The sequence below is a fragment of the Nitratireductor soli genome (assembly GCF_001050155.1).
GTDB classification, from domain to species: Bacteria; Pseudomonadota; Alphaproteobacteria; order Rhizobiales; family Rhizobiaceae; genus Nitratireductor; species Nitratireductor soli.
In genome coordinates, this window is sequence record NZ_LFVY01000006.1 from 155,161 (window position 1) to 178,561 (window position 23,401).

The window sequence follows — 23,401 nt, forward strand, 5'->3', positions numbered from 1 at the left end:
CGGAAACGGGTGGAAACCCGTATGCAGCGCGCGCACTGTTCTCCTCCAATTGTCGAAGGAGAACAATCATGGGACTGATCAAATTCACCGCCATGTCGAGCGACGAGGCGGATGCGCTTCGCTCCGGCGCGCCGGATGCCTATGGCAACGCGCCGGAGCGCCGGATTTCCGACGGCCAGGGCATTCCCTGCCGCCATTGCCTGCGCGGCGTAAAGGCGGGCAGGCCCTATCTGATCCTTGCTTACCGGCCGTTTCCCGAGACGCAGCCCTATGCGGAGACCGGTCCGATCTTCCTGTGCGCCGAACCGTGCGAGCGCGCGCCCGACAGCGATGTCATGCCGGAACTCTTTCGCGCCCGTCCGGACTGGCTGTTGCGCGGCTATGGACATGACGACCGCATCGTCTACGGCACGGGTGCGGTGACGCCCAAGAAGGACATCTGCACAAGGGCACACGCGCTCCTGCAGCGCGACGACATCGCCTATCTGCACATGCGGTCGGCCCAGTATAATTGCTACCAGGTGCGCATCGAGCGGGCATAGGACGCCGGCAACCGCCGGGCTGGCAGGGAAGCAATGCGACAAAAAATGCCCGCCGTTTCCGGCGGGCAGTTTGGGGAGGAATGCTGGGCCGCGTCAGGCGGCCAGTGCCGCCTGCGGCTCGGCCATTTCATAGCCCAGCGCCTCGGCGACGGCGCGGTTGGTGATGCGGCCCTTGTGGACGTTCAGGCCATTGCGCAAGTTGATGTCGTCGACCAGCGCCGTCAAACCCTTGTCGGCGAGCTGAAGGCCATAATGCAAGGTGGCGTTGTTGAGCGCATGCGCCGAGGTGACGGGCACCGCACCCGGCATGTTGGCGACGCAATAATGGATGATGCCGTCGACCTCGTAGGTCGGCTCGGAGTGCGTGGTGGCGTGCGAGGTCTCAAAACAGCCGCCCTGGTCGATGGCGACATCGACCAGCACCGAACCCTGTTTCATGCCCGACAGCATTTCGCGTGTGACGAGTTTTGGCGCGGCGGCGCCGGGGATGAGCACGGCGCCGACCACCACGTCGGACGAGAAACACTCCTCTTCCAGCGCCTCGACCGTGGAATAGCGCGTGTGAACGCGGCCGTTGAAGATGTCGTCGAGCTCGCGCAGGCGCGGGATGGAGCGGTCGAGAATGGTCACGTCGGCACCGAGGCCGACCGCCATCTTGGCGGCATTGAGGCCGACCACGCCGCCGCCGATGATGGCGACCTTGCCGGGCAACACGCCGGGCACGCCGCCGAGCAGCACGCCGCGTCCGCCGTTCGCCTTTTGCAGCGCGGTGGCGCCGGCCTGGATCGCCAGGCGTCCGGCAACCTCCGACATCGGCGCCAGCAGCGGCAGGCCGCCGCGCCCGTCGGTGACGGTCTCATAGGCAATGGCGGTGACGCCCGAATCGACCAGGCCCCGCGTCTGGTCAGGATCCGGCGCCAGGTGCAGATAGGTGTAGAGGATCTGGTTCTCGCGCAGCTGCGCCCATTCGACCGGCTGCGGCTCCTTGACCTTGACCACCATGTCGGACTTGGCAAACACGTCGCCGGCCGTCTTGGCGATCGTCGCGCCGGCGGCGCGATAGGCGTTGTCATCGGCGCCGATGCCGGCGCCGGCGCCGGTTTCCACCAGCACATCATGGCCGTGCGCCACATATTCGCGCACGGAACCCGGCGTCAGGCCGACGCGGTATTCATGGTTCTTGATTTCCTTCGGGCAGCCGACGCGCATCCAAGTCTCCTCCAAGAGTATTTCGTGCATTCTTCTGGCTCAATTCATGAGACCACAAAACAGGCCGAACGTCTTTGCGAACATATTTGCGGGAAAGGGCAAAATTCGATACTTCTTGCGCATTGTCCGATTTTTGAAGGAGGAAATTCGATCAATGGGCCTGGATAGGATCGATATCGCTATTCTGGATGCGTTGCAGCAGGACGGGCGGATCTCCAATTCGGCGCTGGCCGAGAAGGTCGGCCTGTCGCAGTCTGCCTGTTCGCGCCGGCTCGACAATCTGGAAAAGAGCGGCGTGATCAAAGGGTATCATGCCGAGCTTTCCAACGCGGCGCTTGGCCATGCGATGACGGCGATCGTGCACATTTCACTGTCCGGTCAGTTCGAACGGACGCTGAGCGAGTTCGAGGCGGCGGTAAAGCGTTGCCCGAACGTGGTGTCCTGCCACCTGATGTCGGGCGAGTACGACTATATCCTGCGCGTCGCGGCGCGCGACCTGCAGGACTATGAGCGCATCCACAAGGAATGGCTGACCGGCATGCCGCATGTCATCAAGATCAACTCGGCGTTTGCCCTGCGCCAGGTGATCGACCGCACGGCCGTCGGCATGAAGCCGCAAATGGCGTGATGCCCGGGTTACTCCGCGTCGTCTTCGGTGACGATGCGGTCCATGGGAATGTCGTGTGGCTGCGGATAGATGGTGGGAATCCTCGAGAAGGCATAGCCGATGCCGATCACCAGCGGCTTTCTCGGCAGCGCCGCCAGCGTGCGGTCATAGAAGCCGCCGCCATAGCCAAGCCGGTAATTTCGCGCGTCGAACCCGACAAGCGGGGCGATGACGATGTCGGGGATGATCTCCGCGCCGCCGGCCGGCACCGGAATGTTCCAGACGCCGCGTTCCAGCCTGTCGCCGGGCCGGTAGGCGCGGAAAATCAGCGGCTGGCCTTTTTCCACCACGACGGGCAAGGCGGCGCTGCCGCCGCGATCGATCACCGACGCCAGCCAGGGGCGCAGGTCCGGCTCGCCGCGAAACGGCCAGTACAGACCAACGACGCGATGGCGCGGATCGCCGATCGCCGCGTCGAGCCCGGCGGCGATGCGCGCGGCCATTTGCGCGCGCCGGGCCGCCGGTATGGCCAGGCGCCCGGCAAGGATGCGCTCGCGCTCTGCCTTGCGCCAGCGGCGGATCTCCGGCCAGTGGGTTTCGGGGGAGGCCGATGCGCCGTCATCGCCCTCATGCATGAAGCAGGGCGGCGAGGCATAGGCTGCGGCATCATCTTGCGGATCGCTGGTCATGGCTCACTTTGCTCGTCGGCCGATCGTTGCCGGACGCGGGCATTCTGCACCGGGTCATCGCTTCGGCGCTATCCTTATTGCGACGCGTTGGCATGCCTGTCTCGCCACGCTTTGCCTGTCACGCGGGCGTCATCAGATTCTGCTGGAACTCTGCCCGCAACGGCGCGATCATCCTTGTACGATCGCCTGTCCACGCATTCCAGCGCCTTGCGTCCTTCAGGACGCTAGGCGCTGCAAATTGGTGAATTTACGCATCGTGCTTTGCGAGAACCGATGATTTTCGGGCCGATGCGCTGGCCGAAGGAGAACCGACCATGAACCAGCAGTTTCCTCCCATTTCGCGGCGTTCCTTTCTTGCCGGCTCGGCAGCGGCCGGGTCGCTCGTTCTGCTGCATCCGTTCTCTGCCCGGGCCGCGGCCAACCAGGCGCATCTGCGGATCATGGAAACCACGGACCTGCATGTCCATGTGTTTCCCTACGACTATTATGCCGACAAGCCGAACGACACGATGGGGCTGGCGCGCACGGCATCGATCATCGATGCGATCCGCGCCGAGGCGACCAATTCGATCCTCGTCGACAATGGCGATTTCCTGCAGGGCAATCCGATGGGCGACTACATCGCCTATGAGCGCGGCATGAAGGATGGCGACGTGCATCCCGTCATCAAGGGCATGAACACGCTCGGCTATGACTGCTCGACGCTCGGCAATCACGAGTTCAATTACGGGCTCGATTTCATGTTCAAGGTGCTGGCGGGAGCGAACTTTCCATTCGTTTGCGCCAATCTGACCAAGGGGCAGCTTGCCGCCAGCGGGCGTGACGACGAATTGTTCCTGAAACCCTATGTGATCCTCGACCGGAAGGTGAAGGACGGCAATGGCCAGGAGCATCCGATCCGCATCGGCCTGATCGGTTTCGTGCCGCCGCAGATCATGAACTGGGATTCCAAGCACCTTTCCGGCAAGGCGATGACGCGCGACATCGTCAAGGCGGCAGAGGCCTGGGTGCCGCAGATGAAAGAGGAGGGCGCAGAGCTGATCGTCGCGCTCTCCCATTCGGGCATCGGTCCGGCGCGGTATGCCGAGAACCTCGAAAACGCCTCGCTGGTGCTGGCCGGCGTCGAGGGCATCGACGCCATCGTCACCGGGCACAGCCATCTGGATTTCCCCGGCTCCAAATTCGATGGGATGGAAGGCATCGACAATGCCGCCGGAACGATCGGTGGCAAGCCGGGCGTGATGGGCGGGTTCTGGGGCTCGCATCTGGGCCTGATCGACCTGCTTCTGGAACGCGACGGCAACGCCTGGACCATCGTCAGCTCGACATCCGAGGCGCGGCCGATCTTCAAGCGCGTCGAGCGCAACACCGAGCCGCTGGTCGACAGCAAGGCCGAGGTGGAGGACGCGGTGCGCGGGGACCATGAGGCGACGCTGAAATATGTGCGCACCGCCGTCGGCAAGACATCGGCGCCGCTCTATTCCTATTTCGCCCTGGTGGCCGACGACCCGTCCGTGCAGATCGTCAGTCAGGCGCAGACCTGGTACATCACCGAGATGCTGAAGGACGGCGAATACAAGGATTTGCCGGTGCTTTCGGCGGCGGCGCCCTTCAAGGCCGGCGGACGCGGCGGCCCCGATTACTATACGGACGTGCCGGCGGGCGATGTGGCGATCAAGAACGTCGCCGATCTCTATCTCTATCCCAACACCGTCCAGGCGGTGCTGGTGACCGGCGCGGATGTGAAGGAATGGCTGGAGATGTCGGCCGGCATCTTCAATCCGATCGAGTCCGGCAAGGCCGATCAGATGCTGCTCGATCCATCCTTCCCGTCCTATAATTTCGACGTGATCGACGGGGTGACTTATGTGATCGACCTGTCGCAGCCGCCGAAATACACCTCGAAGGGCGAATTGCTGAACGCCGGCTCGAACCGCATCGTCGACCTGCAATACAATGGCGCTCCGGTCGATCCAGCGCAGAAATTTGTCGTGGCGACGAACAATTATCGCGGCGGCGGCGGCGGCAATTTCCCCGGCATCGGCGCCGACAAGGTGATCTTCGCCGCGCCCGACACGAACCGCGACGTGATCGTCCGCTACATAGTCGAGCAGGGCACCATCAATCCATCGGCCGACGCGAACTGGCATTTCAAGCCGCTGGAAAACACCACGGTGCTGTTCGAGACCGGACCGAAGGCGGCGGCATTCGCCGGCGATGTGAAAGGCGTTTCCATCGCGCCGGCCGGCGATGGGCAGGAGGGTTTCGCACTGTATCGCATCACTCTTTGACGTGGCATCCGCATGAACCGGGAGGCCGGGCGCGATGCTCGGCCTTTTCTTTTTAAAAACATGGTTTTGTGCGGGTCATTGTAGAAGTGGAATCGCGGCGTGTGGCGGCATGGCGCATTGACACGGCGCGGTGCGCCGGGCGTGTTGCGGCGGTCAGATTTGGAGGCATGCCATGATTCGCCACATCGTCTTCTTCAGCGCCACGGACCAGGCCGATGTCGGGCGCATCGCCGAGAAACTGGGCATGCTGGGCGACATACCGCACGCGGATTTCTTCGAGATCGGGCTCAACCGCAAGGTCGACCAACTGGGCAGCGATGTGGATATCATCGTTTATGGCGAGTTCCGCGACGAGGCAGCGCTGGCCGCCTACAAGGCGCATCCGATCTACGCGCAATGCATCACCGAGGTGCGGCCGCTGCGTGACATGCGCATCGCCGCCGACTTCGTCTCCGCACGCCCCGCCTAGACCGGTTCACTGTTTCATAGAAACAGTGAATCGGTCTATCTCATTGTTCTTGCGCATTTATGCGGACGTCAGGTGATTCCACCTGACTGCAAAATGCTCTAACGGCTCTTGCCGATCGTCCGGTAGCCGGCGAGCGCCACCTGACGCGCCAGTCCATGGTCGACCATCGGCCGGGGGTAGCTCTCGCCGAGCGCCACGCCAGCCTCGGCAAGCGTTGTTTCCGGTGCCGCCCAGGGCTTGTGGATCTGGCGTTTCGGCAGGTTTTCCAGTTCCGGCACGAAGCGGCGCACATAGGCACCTTCGGCGTCGAATTTCTCGCCCTGCAGAACGGGGTTGAAGATGCGGAAGAATGGCGCGGCGTCGGCGCCCGAGCCGGCAACCCATTGCCAGTTCGCCGGATTGCTGGCGGGGTCCGCATCGACCAGCGTGTCCCAGAACCATTCTTCGCCGGCGCGCCAGTCGAGCCGCAGATCCTTGACCAGGAAGGAGGCGGCGATCATGCGCGCGCGGTTGTGCATCCAGCCGGTCTGCCAGAGTTGGCGCATGGCGGCATCGACGACCGGATAGCCGGTTCGCCCCTGCTGCCAGGCGCGAAGCGCCTCGTCGTCGCGCCGCCAGGGGAAGGCATCGAAATCGCGGTTGAAATTCTGCGTGGCGAGCCGCGGATTGTGGAACAGGAGATGCCAGCAGAATTCGCGCCAGCCGAGCTCCTTGCGGAAGGTCTGTACATCACCAACGGACAGGTCGTGTCTGCCAGCGAGCGCCTGCCAGATCTGGAATGGGGTGATCTCGCCATGGGCGAGGTGCGGCGACAGGCCCGACGTGCCGCTATCGGCCATCAGGTCGCGCCGGCGGTCATAGCCATTGCCGCCCTCCGCCATGAACGCGGCCAGCCGGGTTTGCGCGCCGGCTTCGCCGGGCGTCCAGTGCGTGCTCAGGCCGGCCGACCAATCAGGCCGGGACGGCAGCAGGCCCCATGCGTCGAGGGGCTCGCTTTCCATGCCATGATGCGCAGCTTTCAGCGTGGAGGGCCGGTCGGCCGGGCCACGGGGCTCACCTCCTTGCTGAAGCGCGCGCCAGAACGGCGTGAAGACACGATACGGCCCGCCGGCACAGGTTTTCAGGCGCCAGGGCTCGTGCAGCAAATGGCCGTTGAAACTCTCGGCGCCGATGCCGGCTTCCTTCAGCGCCGCCTTCATCTGCGTGTCGGCGGCAATGCCTGGCGGATCGTAGCGTCGGTTCCAGAACACGATTCCGGCATTCATCTGCGTGGCAAGCCGCATGACCGTCGCGGTGGTCGGGCCGCGCTGCAGGACAAGGCGGATGCCGAAGCCGGCCAGGCCGTCACCCAGCGCCTTCAACGAATGGTGCAGCCACCAGCGCCGCGCGCCGCCCAACGGGCGCACGCCCTGGCTCGTCTCGTCGAAAATGAAGGCGGCGGCGATGGGGCGGCCGGTCCGGGCGGCGGCGGCAAGCGCCAGATTGTCCGCCAGGCGCAAATCGTGCCGAAACAGGACAAGGGCGGTTTCTCGGCTGTTGCCTGTCGTTGTCGCTGGCTCAGTCGTCATTGGTGGCGTTCAGGTCTTCCGGCCGCTTGCCTTCCTGCCCGTCATCGTCGCGATGGGCGAAGCCGTTCTGCACAGCCCAGGCCCCGAAAGCGCGGACAAGCGCCCTGTCGCGGGGCATGCCCGGTCCCTCCTGCGCGATAAAGCGATCGAGCGCCGCCGCCAGATTGGCTGGCAACGCCACCGTCAGGGAAACGGTGTCGACTGTATTCGGCATCGCCGGTTGTTTGGACTTCATCTCACCCGCCCTTGCTGCCCCTCCTGTCACAACCGGCGGCGAGGGGAAATGTTCCGCGCCATGGCATGCGCCTCTCAGGAGGCGTTGGCCGCGTCTCGCGCCTCCAGACTTGGGACAAGGCGGTCGAGCGCGTCGGTGGAGATGCCTCCCGAATAGCCTTGGGGCAGCATTTTGAGCAGTTCGGGATCGTCGAAACCGCTGGAGAAGCCGCCGCCGGCATAGGGGCCGAGGACAAACACCGGGCTGCCGGCCCGCTCCATCCGGTCGAGGAAACGGTTCGGCCAGCCCCACATCCAGCGGGCGATGTTGACCGGTATCAGCAGGACACGGCCGCGACAGGCTTGCGGCACGAAACCGCTCCAGCCGGTCACGGCGTAGAGCGGGATACAGCGTTTGAAGTCGCTTTTTGTCAGCGTCTGCATGCCTGGGAAACGGGCGCGCAGCACGTCCACCGGCTGGCTGCCGCCGTAAACCATCAGGCGCTGGCGGGAGGGCGCGGGCAGGGCGGCCAGGACGTCGGCCAGCTTGGCGCCTTCGTCGGCATCATTGCTCTTGACGTTGACGAGAAAGCGCCGGTCGGGGAATGTGTCGAGCACCTCGTCGAGCGATGGGATCATGCCGACGCCTTGTCCGCGAAACGGAAAGGTCTGTCCGCCGTCGGCCGTATATCCATATCCGGCATCGAGCGTCTTCAGTTCCTCGAGCGTGTGGGTGCGGGTCTCGCCTGTGCCCTCGGTGCGGCAATCGACGGTCCAGTCGTGAAAGACGGCAAACTGCCCGTCAGTGGTCGGATGCACGTCGATCTCAACCACATCGGCGCCGAGATCGAAGGCCGCCTGCATCGAGGGAATGGTGTTCTCCAGGAAGGCGTGGCGCGGCGGCAGCATGCGCTCGGCCGTGCAGGTCTCGCCGGTCAGGTCCGTGCGGTCGAAATTCTGCGCCAGGCCGCGGTGGGCGAGCAGAACGGGAACGCCTGGCGGACGGGCTGAAAGGCGCGATGCATTGGCCGCATAAAGACCAGCGGCGGCGCACAAGAGGGAAAGAACAGCGACAGTGCGTTTGCGCATGATCGGCCCTTCGACAGCAAGGGGCTCAGAGATCGATATTGATTCGGGCATGAGTGAGGCTTTTCCGGGCGATTTGGCTGACCGGATGGCTGAAGAAGCTTTGCCGGCATTCTCCGTTTGGGGAAATTCGCTTGCGTGGCCAGCGCGTTACAAGTTTGCGTTGTGCGTCGCGAAGCTTCTCCATTAATCTGGCGACGATGCTCTGAAGAAGATCGTCGCTACGCAACGGGAAGGCTGGGAGGCCGGGAGAGATGGCGTTTTTAGAAAGCTTATTTGGACTCATCGGAGACTTAACCTGGGGATGGTCCCTGATCCCCATTCTCGTCGTTCTCGGCATCTTCATCACAGCGCTTACCGGGTTCGTTCAATTCCAGTTCTTCAAGCGCATGTTCCGGGTCCTTTCGTCGAAGAACCAAAGCGGCGACCCGAACGCAATCTCGGCAAGAGCAGCACTTCTCGTTTCAGTCGGCGGCCGGGTCGGCGGCGGCAACATTGCCGGCGTCGCCGTAGCGATCACGCTCGGCGGGCCGGGCGCCGTGTTCTGGATGTGGGCCATCGCCCTGATCGGCATGGCGACCAGCCTCGTGGAATGTTCCCTGGCGCAATTGTACAAGCGGCGCGAGCCGGACGGCACGTTTCGCGGCGGACCGGCGCGCTCGATCATTCATGGCCTGGGCAGGGAGTACAAATGGCTGGCGGTTGTCTACGCCGTCTGCCTGATCGCCGCATTTGCCGTCGGCTTCAACGCGTTCCAGGGCAACACGGTGGCCGGCGCCGCGCAGGAGAGCCTGGGCATCGACCGCATCTGGTCGGGCGGTCTGTTGACGATCATTGCCGGCTTCATCGTCTTCGGTGGCATTCACCGCATCGCCAAGGCAGCCGACATCGTCGTGCCGGTGATGGCGGTCGCCTATCTGGCGATGGCGTTGGTCGTCATCCTGATCAACATCACTTCCGTTCCAGGCGTGCTGGTATCGATCGTCCTGAATGCCTTCGGCTTCGAACAGGCGGTCGGCGGCGGCATGGGCGCGGCCTTGGCGCAAGGGTTGCGGCGTGGGCTGTTTTCCAACGAGGCCGGGCTCGGCTCGGCGCCGAACGTGGCGGCGACCGCCGACGTGCGGCATCCGGTCAGCCAGGGGATCACGCAATCCTTCTCGGTGTTCATCGACACGATCATCATCTGCAGCTGCACGGCCTTCGTCATCCTTCTGGGCGATGTCTATGTGCCGGGAGCGGAAGCAATCGACGGCGTGGTGCTGACACAGCAATCGCTGGCCTCGCATCTGGGCGGCTGGACGCAGTATTTCCTGACCTTCATCCTGCTTCTGTTCGCTTTCAGCTCGATCATCTACAATTACTATCTGGGCGAGAACGCGCTGACGGTGATCACCGAAAACCCGATTGCCATCAACGTGTTGCGGGTGGCCGTCATGGCGATCGTCTTCATCGGCGCCGTGGCGCCCGGAGCGACCGCCGTGTTCTTCTTCTCCGACCCGATGATGGGCATATTGGCGCTGGTCAATCTGGTCGTCATCATGATGCTGCTGCCGATCAGCCTGCGCATGCTGCGTGACTTCCGCCAGCAGTTGAAAGCGGGCATCGCGCGTCCGGTGCTTGACCCTGCCGATTACGCCGACCTCGACATCGACCGCACGGCGTGGACGGGCGTTGTGGAGGAAGCGCGGGCCGGTTGAGCGGGCCCGGTTGTCTTGCATGGAATGGTGCGCCGCAGCAACGAAGAAGCCCCGCCGGCATGAGCCGGCGAGGCTGGCGGGCTGAGCCGACAAACCTATCCACCGGCGAGCAGTTCCAGCGCCTGATGGCCGGCTGCGATCAGATCGTGCCAGGCCACATCAGAGAACGGACCGCCGACGGCAAGGCGGTTGCGGGCGGCGTGGGAAATGATCGTGAGGGGTTCGGAGACAATCCTGACATGCGGTTCGAATAACGATCCCAACGCTTGATCCGGCTAACCTTTCGTGTATTGGCTTTGTGGGATCTTGAAATTGTTATCAAGTACCGCGGGGCAATCATCGAAGGCATGGGCATTCGGACGAGGCGTGCGGCGACCGCCGGTAGCGAGAAAATTGCCATCATCAAGAGGATGCCTTCGAATGAGGAGGCCATCCATGAGATTCGCGAGCTTTACGACATCAAGCACGTGACGATCCGGCTTGCCAAGACGGAGCTCGGGCTGTTCGACATCCCCTACCTGCGGACGACCTATTCACCAGAATGGGTCGCCCATCAGCTGACGCAGGGCTACATCGGCGGAGACGCGGTGGTCGTCATGGGGTTTTCGACAGATGCGCCATTCTTCTGGTCTGACCTGACACGCACGCCGGCCTGGGATCGGATCATGCGCGATGCCATGCGCGCCGGCGTTGGTCCCGAAGGATACTCCGTCCCGGTCATCGACAGTATCGGCCGCCGCTCATTGATGTCGCTCAACACATCCATGCCGGTTTCCGACTGGAAGCGCTATATTTCCTCGGTCAAAGATGAATTATTGGCGATCGCCCGCATCTTGCATAAGAAAGCGATTGAAGAGGCTGGCTTCACGTCGATCCCCAAGCTTGGCCCCAGAGAACTAGAGTGTTTAACGTGGGTTGCCCGCGGCAATGAGGCCGGTGCCATTGCCGTACGTCTGTCGCTGTCCGAGCACACGGTGCGCAGCTATCTGAAATCGGCGCGGCAGAAGCTGGCGTGCCGCACGCTGTCGCAGGCGGTCAGCAAAGCTATATCGCTGAGACTGATCAAGGTTTGATCCCCTCAAATTGGGGTACTCATTCTGGTGATTGTTCGCGTTTCATATTTCAAGCAATCTACTTCTCTTGTTCTCTTATGTGGGAGGGTGCGATGAGTTCAATGAAAATGTCGGATATCCTAGAATACAACGAGCAAATGCCATTCTCGAACCATGATCTTGTTTTAATGCATTTGCACGAGGCATCTCGTTTGGTGGCAAAGGTGCCGGATTTCAAGGAACATCAACTATTCTCCTATCTTCTTGGAATGTGTGTCGAACTGCTTGTTCCGATTCAGGCTCCGCGACGCCTCCCGGATGGTCGGCAAACGCACTGAAGCAAAGCGTCTGGCACGACACGACGCCAATCGTTGTTCCGGCTCGGATGCAGGTTGTTGCATTTGGCCTGCCGGCTTTAGCCGGCAGGCCGTCGGCGTGATCAGCCCCGATGAGACAGAATTGGGTGTAGATATGTAGGTGCTTGGGAACCGGCACATAGGCCAATTGTAACGCGCAAGTTCACTTGGCGGATCGAGGGGTTTGCCGGGAAAACGCGGGAATGTCCGGGAATTCGTGAAAAAGTGCGGTGGCACAAGGGTTTGTGCAGGTGATGGCGGGAACGCTGGCGGGCGGTTGCCGGACCGGCGCGCAAGTTCACTTGGCAGGCCGGGCGGACGGGGCGCGGCGCGAAAGCCCGGAAATCAGCGGGCGGGGACCGCAAGGTGGAAACTTACGGCGCCGATATGCCAACCCGTTTACACCTCTTCAAAAGCCTTTGAACGCATGGTCTTGCCTTCAGTCTGGGCGCCGACGGGCGCGGCCGAGGTGTAAACTCGGTCCGCCCTAGCGCCGGGGCTCGCGCACCAGGCGGACGAAAGCGCCCATCACCTTGACCCTTTCACCGTTGGGGTCGATGGGAATCGGTGCAATGTCGATGGCCGGGTCGTTTGTGTGAACCATCAAAAACGGCGGATTGAACAGGCGAAGGACAGTCCGGGCAGAACGGCCATCCCGGCTGTAGAGCTGCGCCACCACCACCTCGCCTTTGCGAGGATTTGCGCCAATGGTGAATTCAATGACATCGCCGGGAATGATCGCCGACAGTTCCAAGGCGCGGCTTGTGACCTGCCAGCAGCCGTTGCCGATCGGCGGCTTGGCGGGCGTCGAGGGTGGCAACCCGTCGTAGACTTCGGCATCGTTCTCCGAGAATCCTCCGAGGTCCGCCGGTTCTTCGTCAAGCCCCATCAGCCAAACCGGCGAGATGCCGCAGGTTTCGGCAATTCTCACGAGAATTGAAACGGGCGGCTCCTTGACGACCCCCCGCACATAATTGCCCAACGTGTTTGCGGGCACATCGGACAACGCCGCAATTGACTTGATCCCTCCGCTGCTTTCGATCGTGCCACGCAGACGCTCGCGCATTCGTTCGAGCCTTGATTCTTCGTCTTTTTTCCAGCTCATCCACACTTCGCCCATTTTCACCAGATTTGGTGTTGAGTTCCACCAGATTTGGTGTTCTGATTAGTCAGAACTGATTTGCGACCGAACCGGCCAGCGGGCCGGGTCGATCCTTGCGGGAGCAGCCGGGTGCAAGGGCACACGACCACATGGGACCGTCACGCCATCCTTGCCGAGATCAAGCGGCGGTACGGATCGTCGCGGGAACTCGCCGACCACATCGAACTCACCGCCGGCGAAATCTCGGCGGCGCTCGGCTCGCCCTATCCGAAAGCGGAAAGAGCAATCGCGGTCGCGCTCGGAGTTCCGGTGCAGACCCTGTGGCCCGACCGATATTGGCCGAACGGGCGACGACGGTTCGGTTCTACCAGACCCCAGCTATCGGGGGCGAGTCAAAAGGCTGCCCTCCATGTGGACAAGGAGGGTGCGGCATGAAGCGTCTTCAGTCCGACGAGCGCCGGCGCGCTGACAACGAGGACGTTGCGCGCGGCTTCCTGCATGTCAGCGCCGACCGGCCGCTGCCGGCCGTCGCCATCATCGTTTCGGCGGTCCTTCTCTTCTCCATCGCTGCCGCTGGCCTGCTGCTGATCGACATGATCCTTCCTGGCGGGCTCCTGCCGTGGCTCTGGTGGTTGCTTACGGCGGTCCTGCGTTGGCCCGCCCTGTTTGCCATGCCCGTCGTCCTTGCGGTGGTTGGTCTCTCCTGGTGGAGGAACCGGCCATGATCCGCACACCCGAAACCGTGGACCGCTGTTCCCCCAGCGCCACGGCCAGCGCGCCCGCCGCCCCCCAAGCCCCCCGCCCGGCGGCGGGCGCGCAACTCTGCCCATGTTGCGGCCAGCCCCTTCCGCTGGATGGCGCGTTGCGGATCGACGAGACCGGCTTTGTCGTGAAGGATGGCAGGTTCGCTGCCCTGACGGCGCAGGAGAACGCCATCTTCATGCAACTCGTTGCCGCCCGCGGCCTTTTGGTCACGCGGCAACGTCTCCTATCGAACCTGTACGCGATCGAGGCCGACGAGGCCGAGATCAAGATCATCGACGTGTTCATCTGCAAGCTGCGCGCGAAGCTCAAGCCGCTCGGGCTGACCATCCAGACGGTTTGGGGCCGTGGCTACCGCTTCGTGCAACCCGGGAACCCGCTATGAACGAGATCAACCGCGCTATCGGTGACAAGCCCGCGCTCGAATGGGTTTCCGTCGAGACGATCGACGTCGACAGCAACTACCAGCGCGAGATCAAGCCCGCCCTGGTCAACAAAATTCTCCGGGGCTTCTCCTGGACGAGGTTCGGCGCCATCGTCCTTTCCAGGCAGGAAAGCGGCAGGTTCAGCATCGTCGAGGGTCAGCACCGCTGGAAGGCAGCCTCGCTTCATCCCGACGTGGACCAGGTGCCCGCCGTGATCGTCAGTCACGCAGACGTGGCAGGCGAGGCGCGGAGCTTCCTCGCAATCAATCGCGACCGCATGGCGGTGACTTCGGTCGAGCAGTATTGGGCGGGCCTGACGGCCGGCGACGACAATGCCATTCAGATTTCCAAGGTGCTGCAATCCGCCGGCTGCGATGTCGTGCCGGCGCAAGGCCACTACCGGCCCAACCTCACGAACTCCATCGGGGCGGTCGATCGCTGCCTGAAACGCTATGGCGACACGGCGACACGGCGCGCCCTCCTGATCATTCGCGCAGCCTGGCCCAATGAGGCCAAGGCACTGCGCGGGGTGCTGATCACAGCTTTGGCCCGGATCATCAGAACCAATCAGAACACGGTCAACGATCCCGAACTGGCCGCCGCGATCAGGCGCGAGAGCTTCGCCGAGCTGACTGCTCACGCGGAAGCCTTTCGCAAGCTGTCCGGCGGCTCGACGGACACCGCGTTGGCCAAGACGATTGCCGAACTCTACAACAAGGGCAGGCGCGTCAAGACCATCTATTTCGGCGAGGCACGCTGATGAACGCCTCGGCGAAACGGCGGGGCGGCAATGTGAGCTCCTGCGTGACATTCCGCCGTGTCGCGATCGCGCTGATCGACGTGCCGGAGGACCGGTTGCGGCAGGTCAAGCCGTGGCGGGTGGAGGTGCTGCGCAAGGAGATCGGCGACGGCGAGCAGCCGCAACATCCCGTCAACCTAGCGGCCGAGGAGACCGGCCGCTTCACCCTGATTTCCGGCGCAACGCGGCTGGCCGCCGTCGACCTCGGCGGTTCGACCGAGATCGACGCGCGCGTCATCCCCGCATCAGCGCTGACGCGTGAGCGGCGGCGCCTCCTGGAGATCACCGAAAACCTCAACCGCGAGGCACTCACGAAGCTCGAAAGGGCGGAGAGCCTCGCCGAGTTGAAGCGGGTCCATGAAGTGCTCTATCCAGCAAGCCGCAATGGCGGCGACCGCCGCAGCGCCAAGGTGAAGGCCGCCCGCACCGATCAGAACGAAATATTTGCGTTCTGTTCCCAGGCCGCCGAGGTCACCGGCCTCTCGCGGCGTGCGATCGAGGTCGCCGTCGCCATCCTTCGGGGACTGACCGATGCCAGCAAAGCGCGTTTGCGCGGAAGCTGGCTGGAGAACCATCAGGCTGGCCTCAAGCTGCTTTCCGAACAGACGGCAGAGGCGCAAGAGCGCATCTGCGACATCCTCTTCGCCACGCCGCCGGAGGCCGCCACCGTCGCGGATGCGCTGGCTCTTGCCGAAGGACGCCGGCTGCTCTCGACGGCCGAGAAGCTGTTCGCCTCGACGGTTGGAAACTGGTCGCGGCTGTCGGCCCGCCAGCGCGCCGACTTCCTTGACGCCCACGAGGCCGCGATCCGCGAGCATGCGGTCAAACGCGGATGGCTCCGATGAGCCGGCGGCGTGATCGCATGACGCTGGAACTGTTCGATTGGGAGCCACCGCGCGTCGCGGTCGGCTTCGACAAGGACCAGCTTCCGGGCAATCGCATTGCTTCCCGGATTTCCCGCGCCGTGGCTCTTGCCCTGAAGGAATGCGGAAAGCCACGCGCCGAGATCGCGCAGATGATGAGCGAGGAATTGGGCTATCCGATCTCCGAGGCAACCCTCGACGCCTACGCCTCCGAGGCGAAGGAAAGCCACAAGATCAGCCTTGAACGGTTCATCGCCCTGATCATGGCGACCGGCTGCAACGACCTCCTCGGCTTCGTGGCCGAGTTCTTCGATCACGTCGTCGTCCCCGAGCGGTTCGGGTCGCTCATCGAGCTGCATCTGATCGAGGAGCATGAGCGCGAAATCCAGCGTCGCAAGCAGGCGGTGGAAGCGAAATGGAAAGCCGGACGATGAAACTCTGGTTGACGGCCCAGGAGTTCGCCGATCTCGCCACCGCTTGCGTGTTGCCTGGCCTTCCAACGACCAAGGCCGGAGTGCTGAAGATGATCCGCCGCGACGGCTGGGACCACCGCCGCAACCTGGCACGGCCGCGCTCCGGTCGCGCGGGCGGCGGCGGGACCGAGTATCACGTCGACAATCTTCCTCTGTCAGCCCGCGTAGCGCTCGCCGCACGCCATTTTCGTATCCAAGCCGATGATCTCCGGCCAGCCGTCATGGACGATGACGGGCTCTCGGCGCGCGCCCGCGAAATCCGCGACGCGCGCCTCGTCCTCCTGAAACTCGCCGACCGCTTCCGGCGCGAACAAAGCCTCTCCGTTGCCGCCGCCGACAGTCTGTTCTGCTCACTGTTCAACGCGTCTTCAATCGAGCTTCCCGCCTGGGTAACGGCGTCGGTGGGAAGGTTGAGCGCCCGTTCCCTGGCGCGCTGGCGGACCAGGCGAGACAAGCCGAATGCACTCGGCTTCGATCCCGCCGCGGCGCGCCGGGGAACGGGACAGCTCGACACGGCGCTGGACGGCCAGGTCAAGACCTTCGTATTGGCGGCCATCGCCAAGATGCCGTTCCTGTCGGCGAAAGCGGTTTCCGACGCGGTGTCTGACAAGTTCAAGGACGCTATCGCCGCCGAAGACTTCCGCCTTCCCCCGCTTCGCACCTTGCAGCAGACCCTCAAGGCCTGGCGCCAGGATTACAAGAACGAGCTGATGCTGCTCACCGACCCGGACGGCTATCGCTCGCGGGTCGAGTTCTCGGCCACCGGCGTGATCCGCGCCGAAAGGCTGAACGAAATCTGGATGATCGACGCATCGCCCGCCGACGTGATGCTGCACGAGGGCCGGCACTCCATCTATCTGACGGTCGACGTGCTGTCGCGGCGCACGAAGATACTGGCCACGCCGACGCCGCGCGCGGAAGCTGTCGGCCTGATGATGCGCAAATGCCTGTTGGCCTGGGGCGTGCCGGAACGCGTGCTGACCGACAATGGCAGCGATTTTGTCGCGGCGGCTACCCAGCGCCTGTTTGCAGCGCTCGGCATCGAAGCCGAGCGGTCGCAGCGGTACGACCCGAAATCCAAGGGCAAGGGTCTGGTCGAGCGGCCGATCGGCACCTTCCAGCGCGACTTGGCCTGCCTGCCTGGCTTTATCGGCCATTCGGTGGCCGACCGCAAGCGGATCGAGGGCCGCAAGGCCTTCGCCCAGCGCCTCGGCAGCGACGAGAAAGAGCTGTTCGGCGTTGACATGGACCTCGCCGAATTCCAACGCTGGTGCGACGACTGGTCGGACACGATCTACGCTTCGACGGAGCATGAGGGTCTCGGCAAGCGCACGCCGATGGCGGTCGCGGCCTCCTCGGACGGTGCGGTCCGGCGCATCGAGAATGTCGCGGCGCTCGATATCCTTTTAGCACCGGCGCCCGGAAAGGACGGGTTGCGAACGGTGACCAAGGTGGGCGTGAGGATCGATGGCGCTCACTATCTGCCCGACACGGTCATGCCTGGCACGACCGTCTTCTGCCGCATGGACCCGGCCGATTTGGGCAAGGTGCTGCTGTTCGAGCCGGATGGCGAAACCTTCCTCGGCGAGGCGATCTGCCCCGAACTCGCCGGGCTCGATCCTGTCGAGACCATCAGGCACGTCAAGGCAGCGCAGAAGGCGCATGTCGACGGCCGTATCAAGGATATTCGCCGCGAGATGCGCCGCATCGGCCCGCGCCAGATCGCCGACGCGATGCGCCGCCAAGGCGAAACAAGGGCGGGCAAATTGTTGGCCTTCCCTCGGCCGGAGGAGCCGCATTCGACAGCTGCGCTTGCTGCGGCGGCCGACGCGGCCGCGCCGGTCGGCCCCATCGGTCTTTCCGACCGGGCAGCGGAATTGCACAGCGCGATGATTGCCGCCACGCCGCGGAACCCGTCGGTCGAGCCCGTCCCTACGAAGGTGACGCGGCTTCCCGAGAGCCGGGAAGCCCGCTTCCGCCGCGCCCTGGATCTGGAGCAGCGGCGGCAAATGGGCGAGCGACTGGCCGATGCCGATCTGCTGTGGCTCGGTGGGTACCAGAACGGGTCCGAATACAGGGCTATGCGCGCCATGGTGGAGGAGTTCGGCCAGGACGCGATGAATCTTTAGGGATGCAACCATTGCGAGAAGCAGTGAAGGTCCGCGCGGGTGCGGCGACGAAAAAGGGACTTGAGACATGACAGGCAACACCAACATGGTTCGGCCAGGATCGGTCGCTCCGCTCAAGAACGTCGCATCCTGCCTCGCGCTCGTCGACGCACTAATCCATCGTCCACCGCACCTTCCCAACATCGGCGTTTTCTCGGGCTTCTCCGGCTACGGCAAGACCATGGCGGCGCAATATTGCTGGAACCGGACGGGTGCGCTGTTCATCGAGGTGTTCGACTTCTGGACGCGCAAGAAGTTCTGCCAGGCGATCCTCGCCGAGCTCGGCGTGGCCCGGCCACGTGGCACGATCGGCGACATGATGGACGAGATCATCGCCCGCCTCGGCGACGATCCGGCGCGACCGCTCATCATCGACGAGGCGGACAAGCTGGTGGATAAGGGGATGATCGAACTCGTCCGCGACCTGAACAAGGCAGCCCAGGTGCCGGTGCTCCTGGTCGGCGAAGAGAAGCTTCCGCAGAAGCTGGAGGCGCATGAGCGGGTGCATAACCGCGTGCTCGAATGGGTGCTGGCGCAGCCTTGTGACCTCGACGATGCGCGTGCCCTCACAGCATTCCTTTATCCGAGGCTCGTGATATCCGACGCCCTGCTCGACCACATCTGCGCCGAAACGCGCGGTCGCGCGCGACGCATCGCCACCTCGCTCAACGCGGCGGCCGCCTTCGCGGCGAATGCGGGGCTCGCCGAGCTCGACGTGAGCAATTATTCGGGCCGCATCTTCACCGGCGAGGCGCCGAAGCGTCATTCCAGGAGGGTTGCCTGATGGGGATCGTGCTCCGGCTGACCGTCGACAAGACCGAGCCGATCTTTCGTGGCCAGGATCATTTCTGGCGCTGCATTCGCGTCCTCGGGCGCGCCGACGCCAGCTTCACCGCCAGCGCCATACGCGCGATGTCGGATGAGCCGCATCGGGGTACGGTCGCCACCTATCTGCGTCGATTGTGCCGGGCCGGCATCCTGCGACCCGAAGGGTCGGCGAAGAATGCGTTCACGGAGCGACGCGAGGTGTCTTTCGTGCTCGTCCGGGACCAGGAGGCGCCGCCGGTGGTCACGAATGACGGCCGGATCGGGTCAAGGCAGGTCAGTTGCCAGCAGGCCATGTGGAACGTCGTTCGCGGACCGCTGACACGCGGCGGCTTCACCAGCGACGATCTGGTGACATACGGCTCCACCGAGGAAAAGCCGATCGCCCGAGCAACGGCCAAGCGGTTCGTCCAGGCCCTGCGCCAGGGCAACTATCTGATCAAGCTCGATCCGGGCGGCCCGGGAAAGCTGGCCGTCTGGCGGCTGCGTCCGTCCATGAACACCGGGCCGAAGCCGCCAATGGTCCTGACCGCCAAGCTCGTCTACGACCAGAACCGGGGTCGCGTCCTCGGCGAGACTATCGCCGAGGAGGAGCTGCCATGAACCGCGGGCCGAAGCCTGGCGCGCCCGGTGGCCACGCCCTTCGCGCTTTGAACGCCTGGGGCAATGTGCCCGACTGGGTCGGCGAGCTGGCGGCGCTTGCCGATCGCGAGGGCCTGCGCGGCGCCGAGAAACGCGTGGGCTATTCAGCGAGCGCGATCTCGACCGTCATCAATGGCTGCTATCGCGGCGATATGGGGCGTGTCGAGGAGACCGTCCGCGGCGCCCTGATGGGTCATGTCGTCGAGTGCCCGGTGCTCAGCGAGATCGGCCGTGACCAGTGCCTGACCTGGCAGAAGAAGCCCTTCGCGGCGACCTCGTCAGTGCGGGTCGCCGTCTACCGGGCATGCCGGGCGGGGTGTCCTCATTCGGCGCTCAAGGTGCGGGAGGGCGATGCGTCATGATCACGGTGCGCGAGATCATCGCCACGACGGCACTGCGCCTTGGACTGGAGCCGATCGAGCTGGTGGCGGACTCGCGCGACCGCAGGACGGTGCTTGCGCGCCACGTTGCCATGCATGTGGCGCGCAAGACCACGCAATGCTCGACGAGCGAGATCGGCCGCGCCTTCAACGAGCGCGATCACTCGACCGTATCCTACGCGTTGGAGAAGATTGCCCGCGAGATCGGCCGCGACGCGCAGCTTGCCGGGCTGGTGGGCGAACTCATGGACACGGTCGCCTTCCTCGAACGCGTCCGCGCGCACGGCAGCGTGGATGCGCTGGCCGTCGCCCGCCGCATCGCCGGCGCCCCGCAACGCCAGGCGATGGCCGCCAGCGTGATGGAAATCGCAGCACTGGCCGCCACGACTGTCGAGCTTTGGGAAATTGCCCGTGCGGCCGACGAGGCGGCCCGGCTCTACAGCCGGCGCGCGGAGCTGCGCCGCCGCGGCATCCTCGATCTGGACAAGGACGAAATGGCGGAGGCGCGTTCGATCGACGAGCGCCTGGGAGCGCTCAACGCGGCGATCGCCGACGAGATCGCCGCGCTTTGCGCCGACCCTTCGACAAGCTCAGGATCAATGAATCGGAACTGTACGGTTTAGGGGTTAGTCGCCAGATGCAGCAACCGATCAAAAGCTTCGCCAGTCCGCCGCGCATTGTAGCGGTAGGTTACCTCGCTCAGATAGAGCGGGAGGTATTTACGGCTGACGTGGTGGAATTGCCCGGCGATTGCCCGCTTGAGTATCGCCCACACGCTCTCGATGGTGTTGGTTTGGATCGGCCCGAACTCTGCCGAAAACAGGTCGCGCTCGACATAGACGCGGCTGTGGTTGATGCGGCGGTGAGCGATGTTCTTGTTGAGGCCGTTGTAGCCCGCATACTCGTCAGTCGTAAGCACGGCGCGGGGCAGATCGATCATGCCGGTGACGTAGTTTCGGATATCGTCTGCCGTCATCTCAGCCTTGTCGATCACCATAGCCTTGAGCCTACCGCCGCGCTCTACAGCGCCAATGACGGGCTGCTTGCCGCAAGGTCCGCGCGGACCGGGCTGGTCATCATCCTTGCGGTTCGCCGGACGGCGCTTGCCGTCCACATAGGCTTCGTCCATCTCGACAATGCCGGCGAGCAGTTTTCCGTCATCCGCAAGCGCGGAGCGGATGCGGTGCATCATCGACCAGACGGTCGGACGGCGCATATCGAGGTCGCGCGCCGCCTGCATGGCGCTCAAGCCCTTTTTGGCGTTGAGCATCAAGGAAATCAGCGAAAACCAGCGCTGCAAATCGATGTGCGAGTTGTGAAAGATAGTGCCGACCGTGACGCTGAACGAGCGGTCGCAGCGCTGGCATTTCCAACGGCTGGCGGTCAGCCCACGCTTGGCGTCCCGGTTGCGGGAGACGCGATCAGCACCGCAATATGGGCAAAGGGGCTGCTCGCCCCAGCGAACAGCTTCCAGATGAGCGATGCAGTCGTCTTTCGTCGGCCAGCGGCGGTAGACTTCAACAAGGCTGGTCATCATTCATCCTCCAGCGCATCGGCCGCCTGGTCCATAATCTGCCGGATTTCATTCAGGCCGGGCGGCGCGTCTATCCAGGCGACTTCACACAGCACGAGGTCGCCGCTGGCGTACACGACGCCGGTCAGAACATCGGCTTCGCCTTCCTCTGGCACTGACGATCCGTCCTCATCGCATTCGACGGCGCGGGCGATAAAGCGCGGAGTGATCGTGTGGACCACATACATGCGCCGACCTTCCTCGCGCTGCACGATCCATTCATCTCGGGGCCAGTGCGTCTCGACGCGCTCATCCGCGCCAAGAATGCGGCGAATGTCGCTTTCGACGCTATCCGGGATCGGCACGTCGCCAGAGGCCCAGCGACGTACCGTACGGTCATTCACCTTGAGCGCGCGGGCCAACGGCCCTTGCCAATTATGTCCCCAAATTGCGAGGCACATGGCCGCTAGTTCAGCAGAAGTCATAGCCGTTCTTCCTTTCTTCGCGCGCGGCGCGAGCGCAATCGCCCCGTTGATGTTTGTCATCGAGAGTGGCCTTGCGGTCAGACTCGTCAGCCCACGGCTGGCGCGTCGTTCCATTGCGATAGACGTTGCGGCCCTTTCGCGTGGTCTTTGTGCCGACGGGCAGAGCATCGTAGCCGTCGCTCTCGATCACCTCGACGGTGAATGTGTGCTGCTGCTTCGCGCTGCCGTAGCTGTCCTTGATGATCCTCGCCGCGATGCGGCGCTCGCCAAGAAACTTCGGTTTACGAAACGATCCGCCGAATACTGCTTCGGTGAACAGGATCACGTCGCCTGTGCAGGCATCGCCGGTGCAGTTAACGGTGAAGGTGCTGGTGTCGATGGTCATGGCGGGTCTCCTTACCCTTCCCGGCGGGGCCAATCCCCATCCGATGAACCCAAACTTAATGGGACTAAATGTAGATATCAACCCCTAAAGCGTACAGTTCCGCAATGAATGAGGAGACTGACGATGACGAATGTGACGACCGAGACTGAAAACGAAGCCCGCCCCGACGGCACGATGATCATCAAAGGCAAAGCCTATCTGCCGGATGCCAAGGGCGCCTTCGTGCCGGTCGAGCTGGTCAGACCGCAGCATAAGCTGGAGGACGAGACGGTGCGCAAGATCATTGGCTTCGCGCGGGAACTCTCGGCGCAAATCGCCCGCTTCCGTGGCCACACCATGACCGATCTGGGCGAGTTCGATGCGCTGCTGTCGCAGGAATACGGCGGAAGGCGCGGCGGCGTGAAGGGCAACCGGACCTATCAGACCTTCGACGGACTGCTAAAGGTTCAGGTCCAGGTGTCGGACATGATCGATTTCGGTCCGGAGCTCCAGATCGCCAAGGGGCTGATCGATGAGTGTTTGATTGAATGGTCCGACGATGCGCGGGCCGAAATCAGGGCAGTGGTAACCCGCGCGTTCAACACGGACAAAGAAGGTCAGATCAACCGTGCCGAGATATTCACGCTGCTGCGGCTCGACATTGGCGACGAGCGCTGGCAGCGGGCGCAGGATGCTATTCGCAACGCCATGCGCGTGGTCGGGAGCCGGGAGTATGTCCGCTTCCACGAACGCGACCGGCCGGACGGCCAGTGGCGGGCGATCACCATCGATCTGGCAAAGGCAGGTGCGTGATGCCGGTG

At 63.7% G+C, this 23,401-nt stretch carries 29 protein-coding genes; 19 read left to right on the forward strand and 10 right to left on the reverse strand.

Annotation, left to right across the window (positions count from 1 at the left end; genetic code table 11):
• Positions 1-68 precede the first annotated feature (68 nt).
• Entirely contained in the window at positions 69-542 is a 474-nt protein-coding gene (locus tag AB843_RS09345) for a DUF1203 domain-containing protein (protein ID WP_048646556.1), read from the forward strand.
• Between the two features lie 93 nt (positions 543-635).
• Here AB843_RS09345 and ald read toward each other — a convergent pair whose 3' ends face one another.
• A complete protein-coding gene (ald, locus tag AB843_RS09350) occupies positions 636-1,751 on the reverse strand; it encodes an alanine dehydrogenase (protein WP_048646557.1) in 1,116 nt (371 codons plus the stop codon).
• A gap of 154 nt (positions 1,752-1,905) precedes the next feature.
• Here ald and AB843_RS09355 point away from each other — a divergent pair, with 154 nt between their 5' ends.
• A complete protein-coding gene (locus AB843_RS09355; protein ID WP_048646558.1) occupies positions 1,906-2,379 on the forward strand; it encodes an Lrp/AsnC family transcriptional regulator in 474 nt (157 codons plus the stop codon).
• A gap of 8 nt (positions 2,380-2,387) precedes the next feature.
• On the opposite strand, the gene AB843_RS09360 is transcribed toward AB843_RS09355, so the two are convergent.
• Positions 2,388-3,047 carry a 5-formyltetrahydrofolate cyclo-ligase gene (locus AB843_RS09360; protein WP_048646559.1) on the reverse strand — a complete coding sequence of 220 codons (660 nt, stop codon included), beginning with the start codon at positions 3,045-3,047 and terminating at the stop codon, positions 2,388-2,390.
• 314 nt (positions 3,048-3,361) lie between these two features.
• Here AB843_RS09360 and AB843_RS09365 point away from each other — a divergent pair, with 314 nt between their 5' ends.
• Together AB843_RS09365 and AB843_RS09370 are read left to right on the forward strand one after the other, a co-directional pair.
• Complete coding sequence (locus tag AB843_RS09365) at positions 3,362-5,338, forward strand: bifunctional 2',3'-cyclic-nucleotide 2'-phosphodiesterase/3'-nucleotidase (RefSeq protein ID WP_048646560.1); 1,977 nt, start codon at positions 3,362-3,364, stop codon at positions 5,336-5,338.
• 172 nt (positions 5,339-5,510) lie between these two features.
• Complete coding sequence (locus AB843_RS09370; protein ID WP_048646561.1) at positions 5,511-5,807, forward strand: Dabb family protein; 297 nt, start codon at positions 5,511-5,513, stop codon at positions 5,805-5,807.
• A gap of 98 nt (positions 5,808-5,905) precedes the next feature.
• Here the strand turns inward: AB843_RS09370 and AB843_RS09375 are convergent, their stop codons facing one another.
• The 3 genes from AB843_RS09375 to AB843_RS09385 form a co-directional block, all read right to left on the reverse strand.
• A complete protein-coding gene (locus AB843_RS09375; protein WP_048646562.1) occupies positions 5,906-7,375 on the reverse strand; it encodes a cryptochrome/photolyase family protein in 1,470 nt (489 codons plus the stop codon).
• Entirely contained in the window at positions 7,365-7,610 is a 246-nt protein-coding gene (locus tag AB843_RS09380; protein ID WP_048646563.1) for a hypothetical protein, read from the reverse strand. Before AB843_RS09380 ends, AB843_RS09375 begins: the two co-directional genes overlap by 11 nt.
• A gap of 74 nt (positions 7,611-7,684) precedes the next feature.
• Positions 7,685-8,677 (reverse strand): glycerophosphodiester phosphodiesterase family protein, encoded by a 993-nt coding sequence (locus tag AB843_RS09385; protein WP_048646677.1) that lies wholly within the window; start codon positions 8,675-8,677, stop codon positions 7,685-7,687.
• A gap of 251 nt (positions 8,678-8,928) precedes the next feature.
• Here AB843_RS09385 and AB843_RS09390 point away from each other — a divergent pair, with 251 nt between their 5' ends.
• The gene (locus AB843_RS09390; RefSeq protein WP_048646564.1) at positions 8,929-10,371 is read left to right on the forward strand and encodes an alanine/glycine:cation symporter family protein; all 1,443 of its coding nucleotides are present in this window, start codon (positions 8,929-8,931) and stop codon (positions 10,369-10,371) included.
• A gap of 95 nt (positions 10,372-10,466) precedes the next feature.
• On the opposite strand, the gene AB843_RS25510 is transcribed toward AB843_RS09390, so the two are convergent.
• Positions 10,467-10,634 carry a hypothetical protein gene (locus tag AB843_RS25510; protein ID WP_157384464.1) on the reverse strand — a complete coding sequence of 56 codons (168 nt, stop codon included), beginning with the start codon at positions 10,632-10,634 and terminating at the stop codon, positions 10,467-10,469.
• Between the two features lie 3 nt (positions 10,635-10,637).
• Between AB843_RS25510 and AB843_RS09395 the strand changes: the two genes are divergently transcribed.
• Complete coding sequence (locus tag AB843_RS09395) at positions 10,638-11,444, forward strand: helix-turn-helix transcriptional regulator (protein WP_244467938.1); 807 nt, start codon at positions 10,638-10,640, stop codon at positions 11,442-11,444.
• Between the two features lie 92 nt (positions 11,445-11,536).
• Positions 11,537-11,761 (forward strand): hypothetical protein, encoded by a 225-nt coding sequence (locus AB843_RS09400; protein WP_157384465.1) that lies wholly within the window; start codon positions 11,537-11,539, stop codon positions 11,759-11,761.
• Between the two features lie 505 nt (positions 11,762-12,266).
• On the opposite strand, the gene AB843_RS09405 is transcribed toward AB843_RS09400, so the two are convergent.
• On the reverse strand, positions 12,267-12,884 hold the full coding sequence (locus AB843_RS09405) for a helix-turn-helix domain-containing protein (protein ID WP_157384466.1): 618 nt from the start codon (positions 12,882-12,884) through the stop codon (positions 12,267-12,269).
• A gap of 126 nt (positions 12,885-13,010) precedes the next feature.
• On the opposite strand from AB843_RS09405, the gene AB843_RS09410 reads away from it, so the two are divergent.
• The 11 genes from AB843_RS09410 to AB843_RS09460 all read left to right on the forward strand — a co-directional run bounded on the left by AB843_RS09410 (position 13,011) and on the right by AB843_RS09460 (position 20,841).
• A complete protein-coding gene (locus AB843_RS09410) occupies positions 13,011-13,316 on the forward strand; it encodes a helix-turn-helix domain-containing protein (protein ID WP_048646567.1) in 306 nt (101 codons plus the stop codon).
• The gene (locus AB843_RS09415; protein ID WP_048646568.1) at positions 13,313-13,606 is read left to right on the forward strand and encodes a hypothetical protein; all 294 of its coding nucleotides are present in this window, start codon (positions 13,313-13,315) and stop codon (positions 13,604-13,606) included. The genes AB843_RS09410 and AB843_RS09415 overlap by 4 nt, the downstream gene beginning before the upstream one ends.
• Positions 13,603-14,028, forward strand: coding sequence for a winged helix-turn-helix domain-containing protein (locus AB843_RS24925; protein WP_157384467.1), 426 nt, complete (start codon positions 13,603-13,605; stop codon positions 14,026-14,028). The genes AB843_RS09415 and AB843_RS24925 overlap by 4 nt, the downstream gene beginning before the upstream one ends.
• Positions 14,025-14,828 (forward strand): DUF6551 family protein, encoded by an 804-nt coding sequence (locus AB843_RS09425; protein ID WP_048646570.1) that lies wholly within the window; start codon positions 14,025-14,027, stop codon positions 14,826-14,828. The genes AB843_RS24925 and AB843_RS09425 overlap by 4 nt, the downstream gene beginning before the upstream one ends.
• On the forward strand, positions 14,828-15,712 hold the full coding sequence (locus tag AB843_RS09430) for a ParB N-terminal domain-containing protein (protein WP_048646571.1): 885 nt from the start codon (positions 14,828-14,830) through the stop codon (positions 15,710-15,712). Before AB843_RS09425 ends, AB843_RS09430 begins: the two co-directional genes overlap by 1 nt.
• Positions 15,709-16,164, forward strand: coding sequence for a hypothetical protein (locus AB843_RS09435; protein WP_087587075.1), 456 nt, complete (start codon positions 15,709-15,711; stop codon positions 16,162-16,164). The genes AB843_RS09430 and AB843_RS09435 overlap by 4 nt, the downstream gene beginning before the upstream one ends.
• Positions 16,161-18,332 carry a DNA-binding protein gene (locus AB843_RS09440; RefSeq protein ID WP_206412835.1) on the forward strand — a complete coding sequence of 724 codons (2,172 nt, stop codon included), beginning with the start codon at positions 16,161-16,163 and terminating at the stop codon, positions 18,330-18,332. Before AB843_RS09435 ends, AB843_RS09440 begins: the two co-directional genes overlap by 4 nt.
• Positions 18,333-18,399: 67 nt before the next feature.
• Positions 18,400-19,155, forward strand: a complete 756-nt coding sequence (locus AB843_RS09445) for an AAA family ATPase (RefSeq protein ID WP_048646573.1) — start codon at positions 18,400-18,402, stop codon at positions 19,153-19,155.
• A complete protein-coding gene (locus tag AB843_RS09450; protein ID WP_048646574.1) occupies positions 19,155-19,799 on the forward strand; it encodes a hypothetical protein in 645 nt (214 codons plus the stop codon). Before AB843_RS09445 ends, AB843_RS09450 begins: the two co-directional genes overlap by 1 nt.
• Entirely contained in the window at positions 19,796-20,200 is a 405-nt protein-coding gene (locus tag AB843_RS09455; protein WP_048646575.1) for a hypothetical protein, read from the forward strand. The genes AB843_RS09450 and AB843_RS09455 overlap by 4 nt, the downstream gene beginning before the upstream one ends.
• The gene (locus tag AB843_RS09460) at positions 20,197-20,841 is read left to right on the forward strand and encodes a helix-turn-helix domain-containing protein (RefSeq protein WP_048646576.1); all 645 of its coding nucleotides are present in this window, start codon (positions 20,197-20,199) and stop codon (positions 20,839-20,841) included. The genes AB843_RS09455 and AB843_RS09460 overlap by 4 nt, the downstream gene beginning before the upstream one ends.
• Here AB843_RS09460 and AB843_RS09465 read toward each other — a convergent pair.
• Genes AB843_RS09465 through AB843_RS09475 form a run of 3 tightly spaced genes read right to left on the reverse strand, consistent with a single transcriptional unit; the run spans position 20,838 to position 22,601 of the window.
• Entirely contained in the window at positions 20,838-21,755 is a 918-nt protein-coding gene (locus AB843_RS09465; RefSeq protein WP_048646577.1) for an IS1595 family transposase, read from the reverse strand. The genes AB843_RS09460 and AB843_RS09465 overlap by 4 nt on opposite strands.
• Positions 21,752-22,153 carry a hypothetical protein gene (locus tag AB843_RS25975; protein ID WP_048646578.1) on the reverse strand — a complete coding sequence of 134 codons (402 nt, stop codon included), beginning with the start codon at positions 22,151-22,153 and terminating at the stop codon, positions 21,752-21,754. The genes AB843_RS09465 and AB843_RS25975 overlap by 4 nt, the downstream gene beginning before the upstream one ends.
• A 49-nt stretch (positions 22,154-22,202) precedes the next feature.
• The gene (locus tag AB843_RS09475; RefSeq protein ID WP_048646579.1) at positions 22,203-22,601 is read right to left on the reverse strand and encodes a hypothetical protein; all 399 of its coding nucleotides are present in this window, start codon (positions 22,599-22,601) and stop codon (positions 22,203-22,205) included.
• 174 nt (positions 22,602-22,775) lie between these two features.
• On the opposite strand from AB843_RS09475, the gene AB843_RS09480 reads away from it, so the two are divergent.
• On the forward strand, positions 22,776-23,393 hold the full coding sequence (locus AB843_RS09480; RefSeq protein ID WP_425286811.1) for a DUF3164 family protein: 618 nt from the start codon (positions 22,776-22,778) through the stop codon (positions 23,391-23,393).
• Positions 23,394-23,401 lie beyond the last annotated feature (8 nt).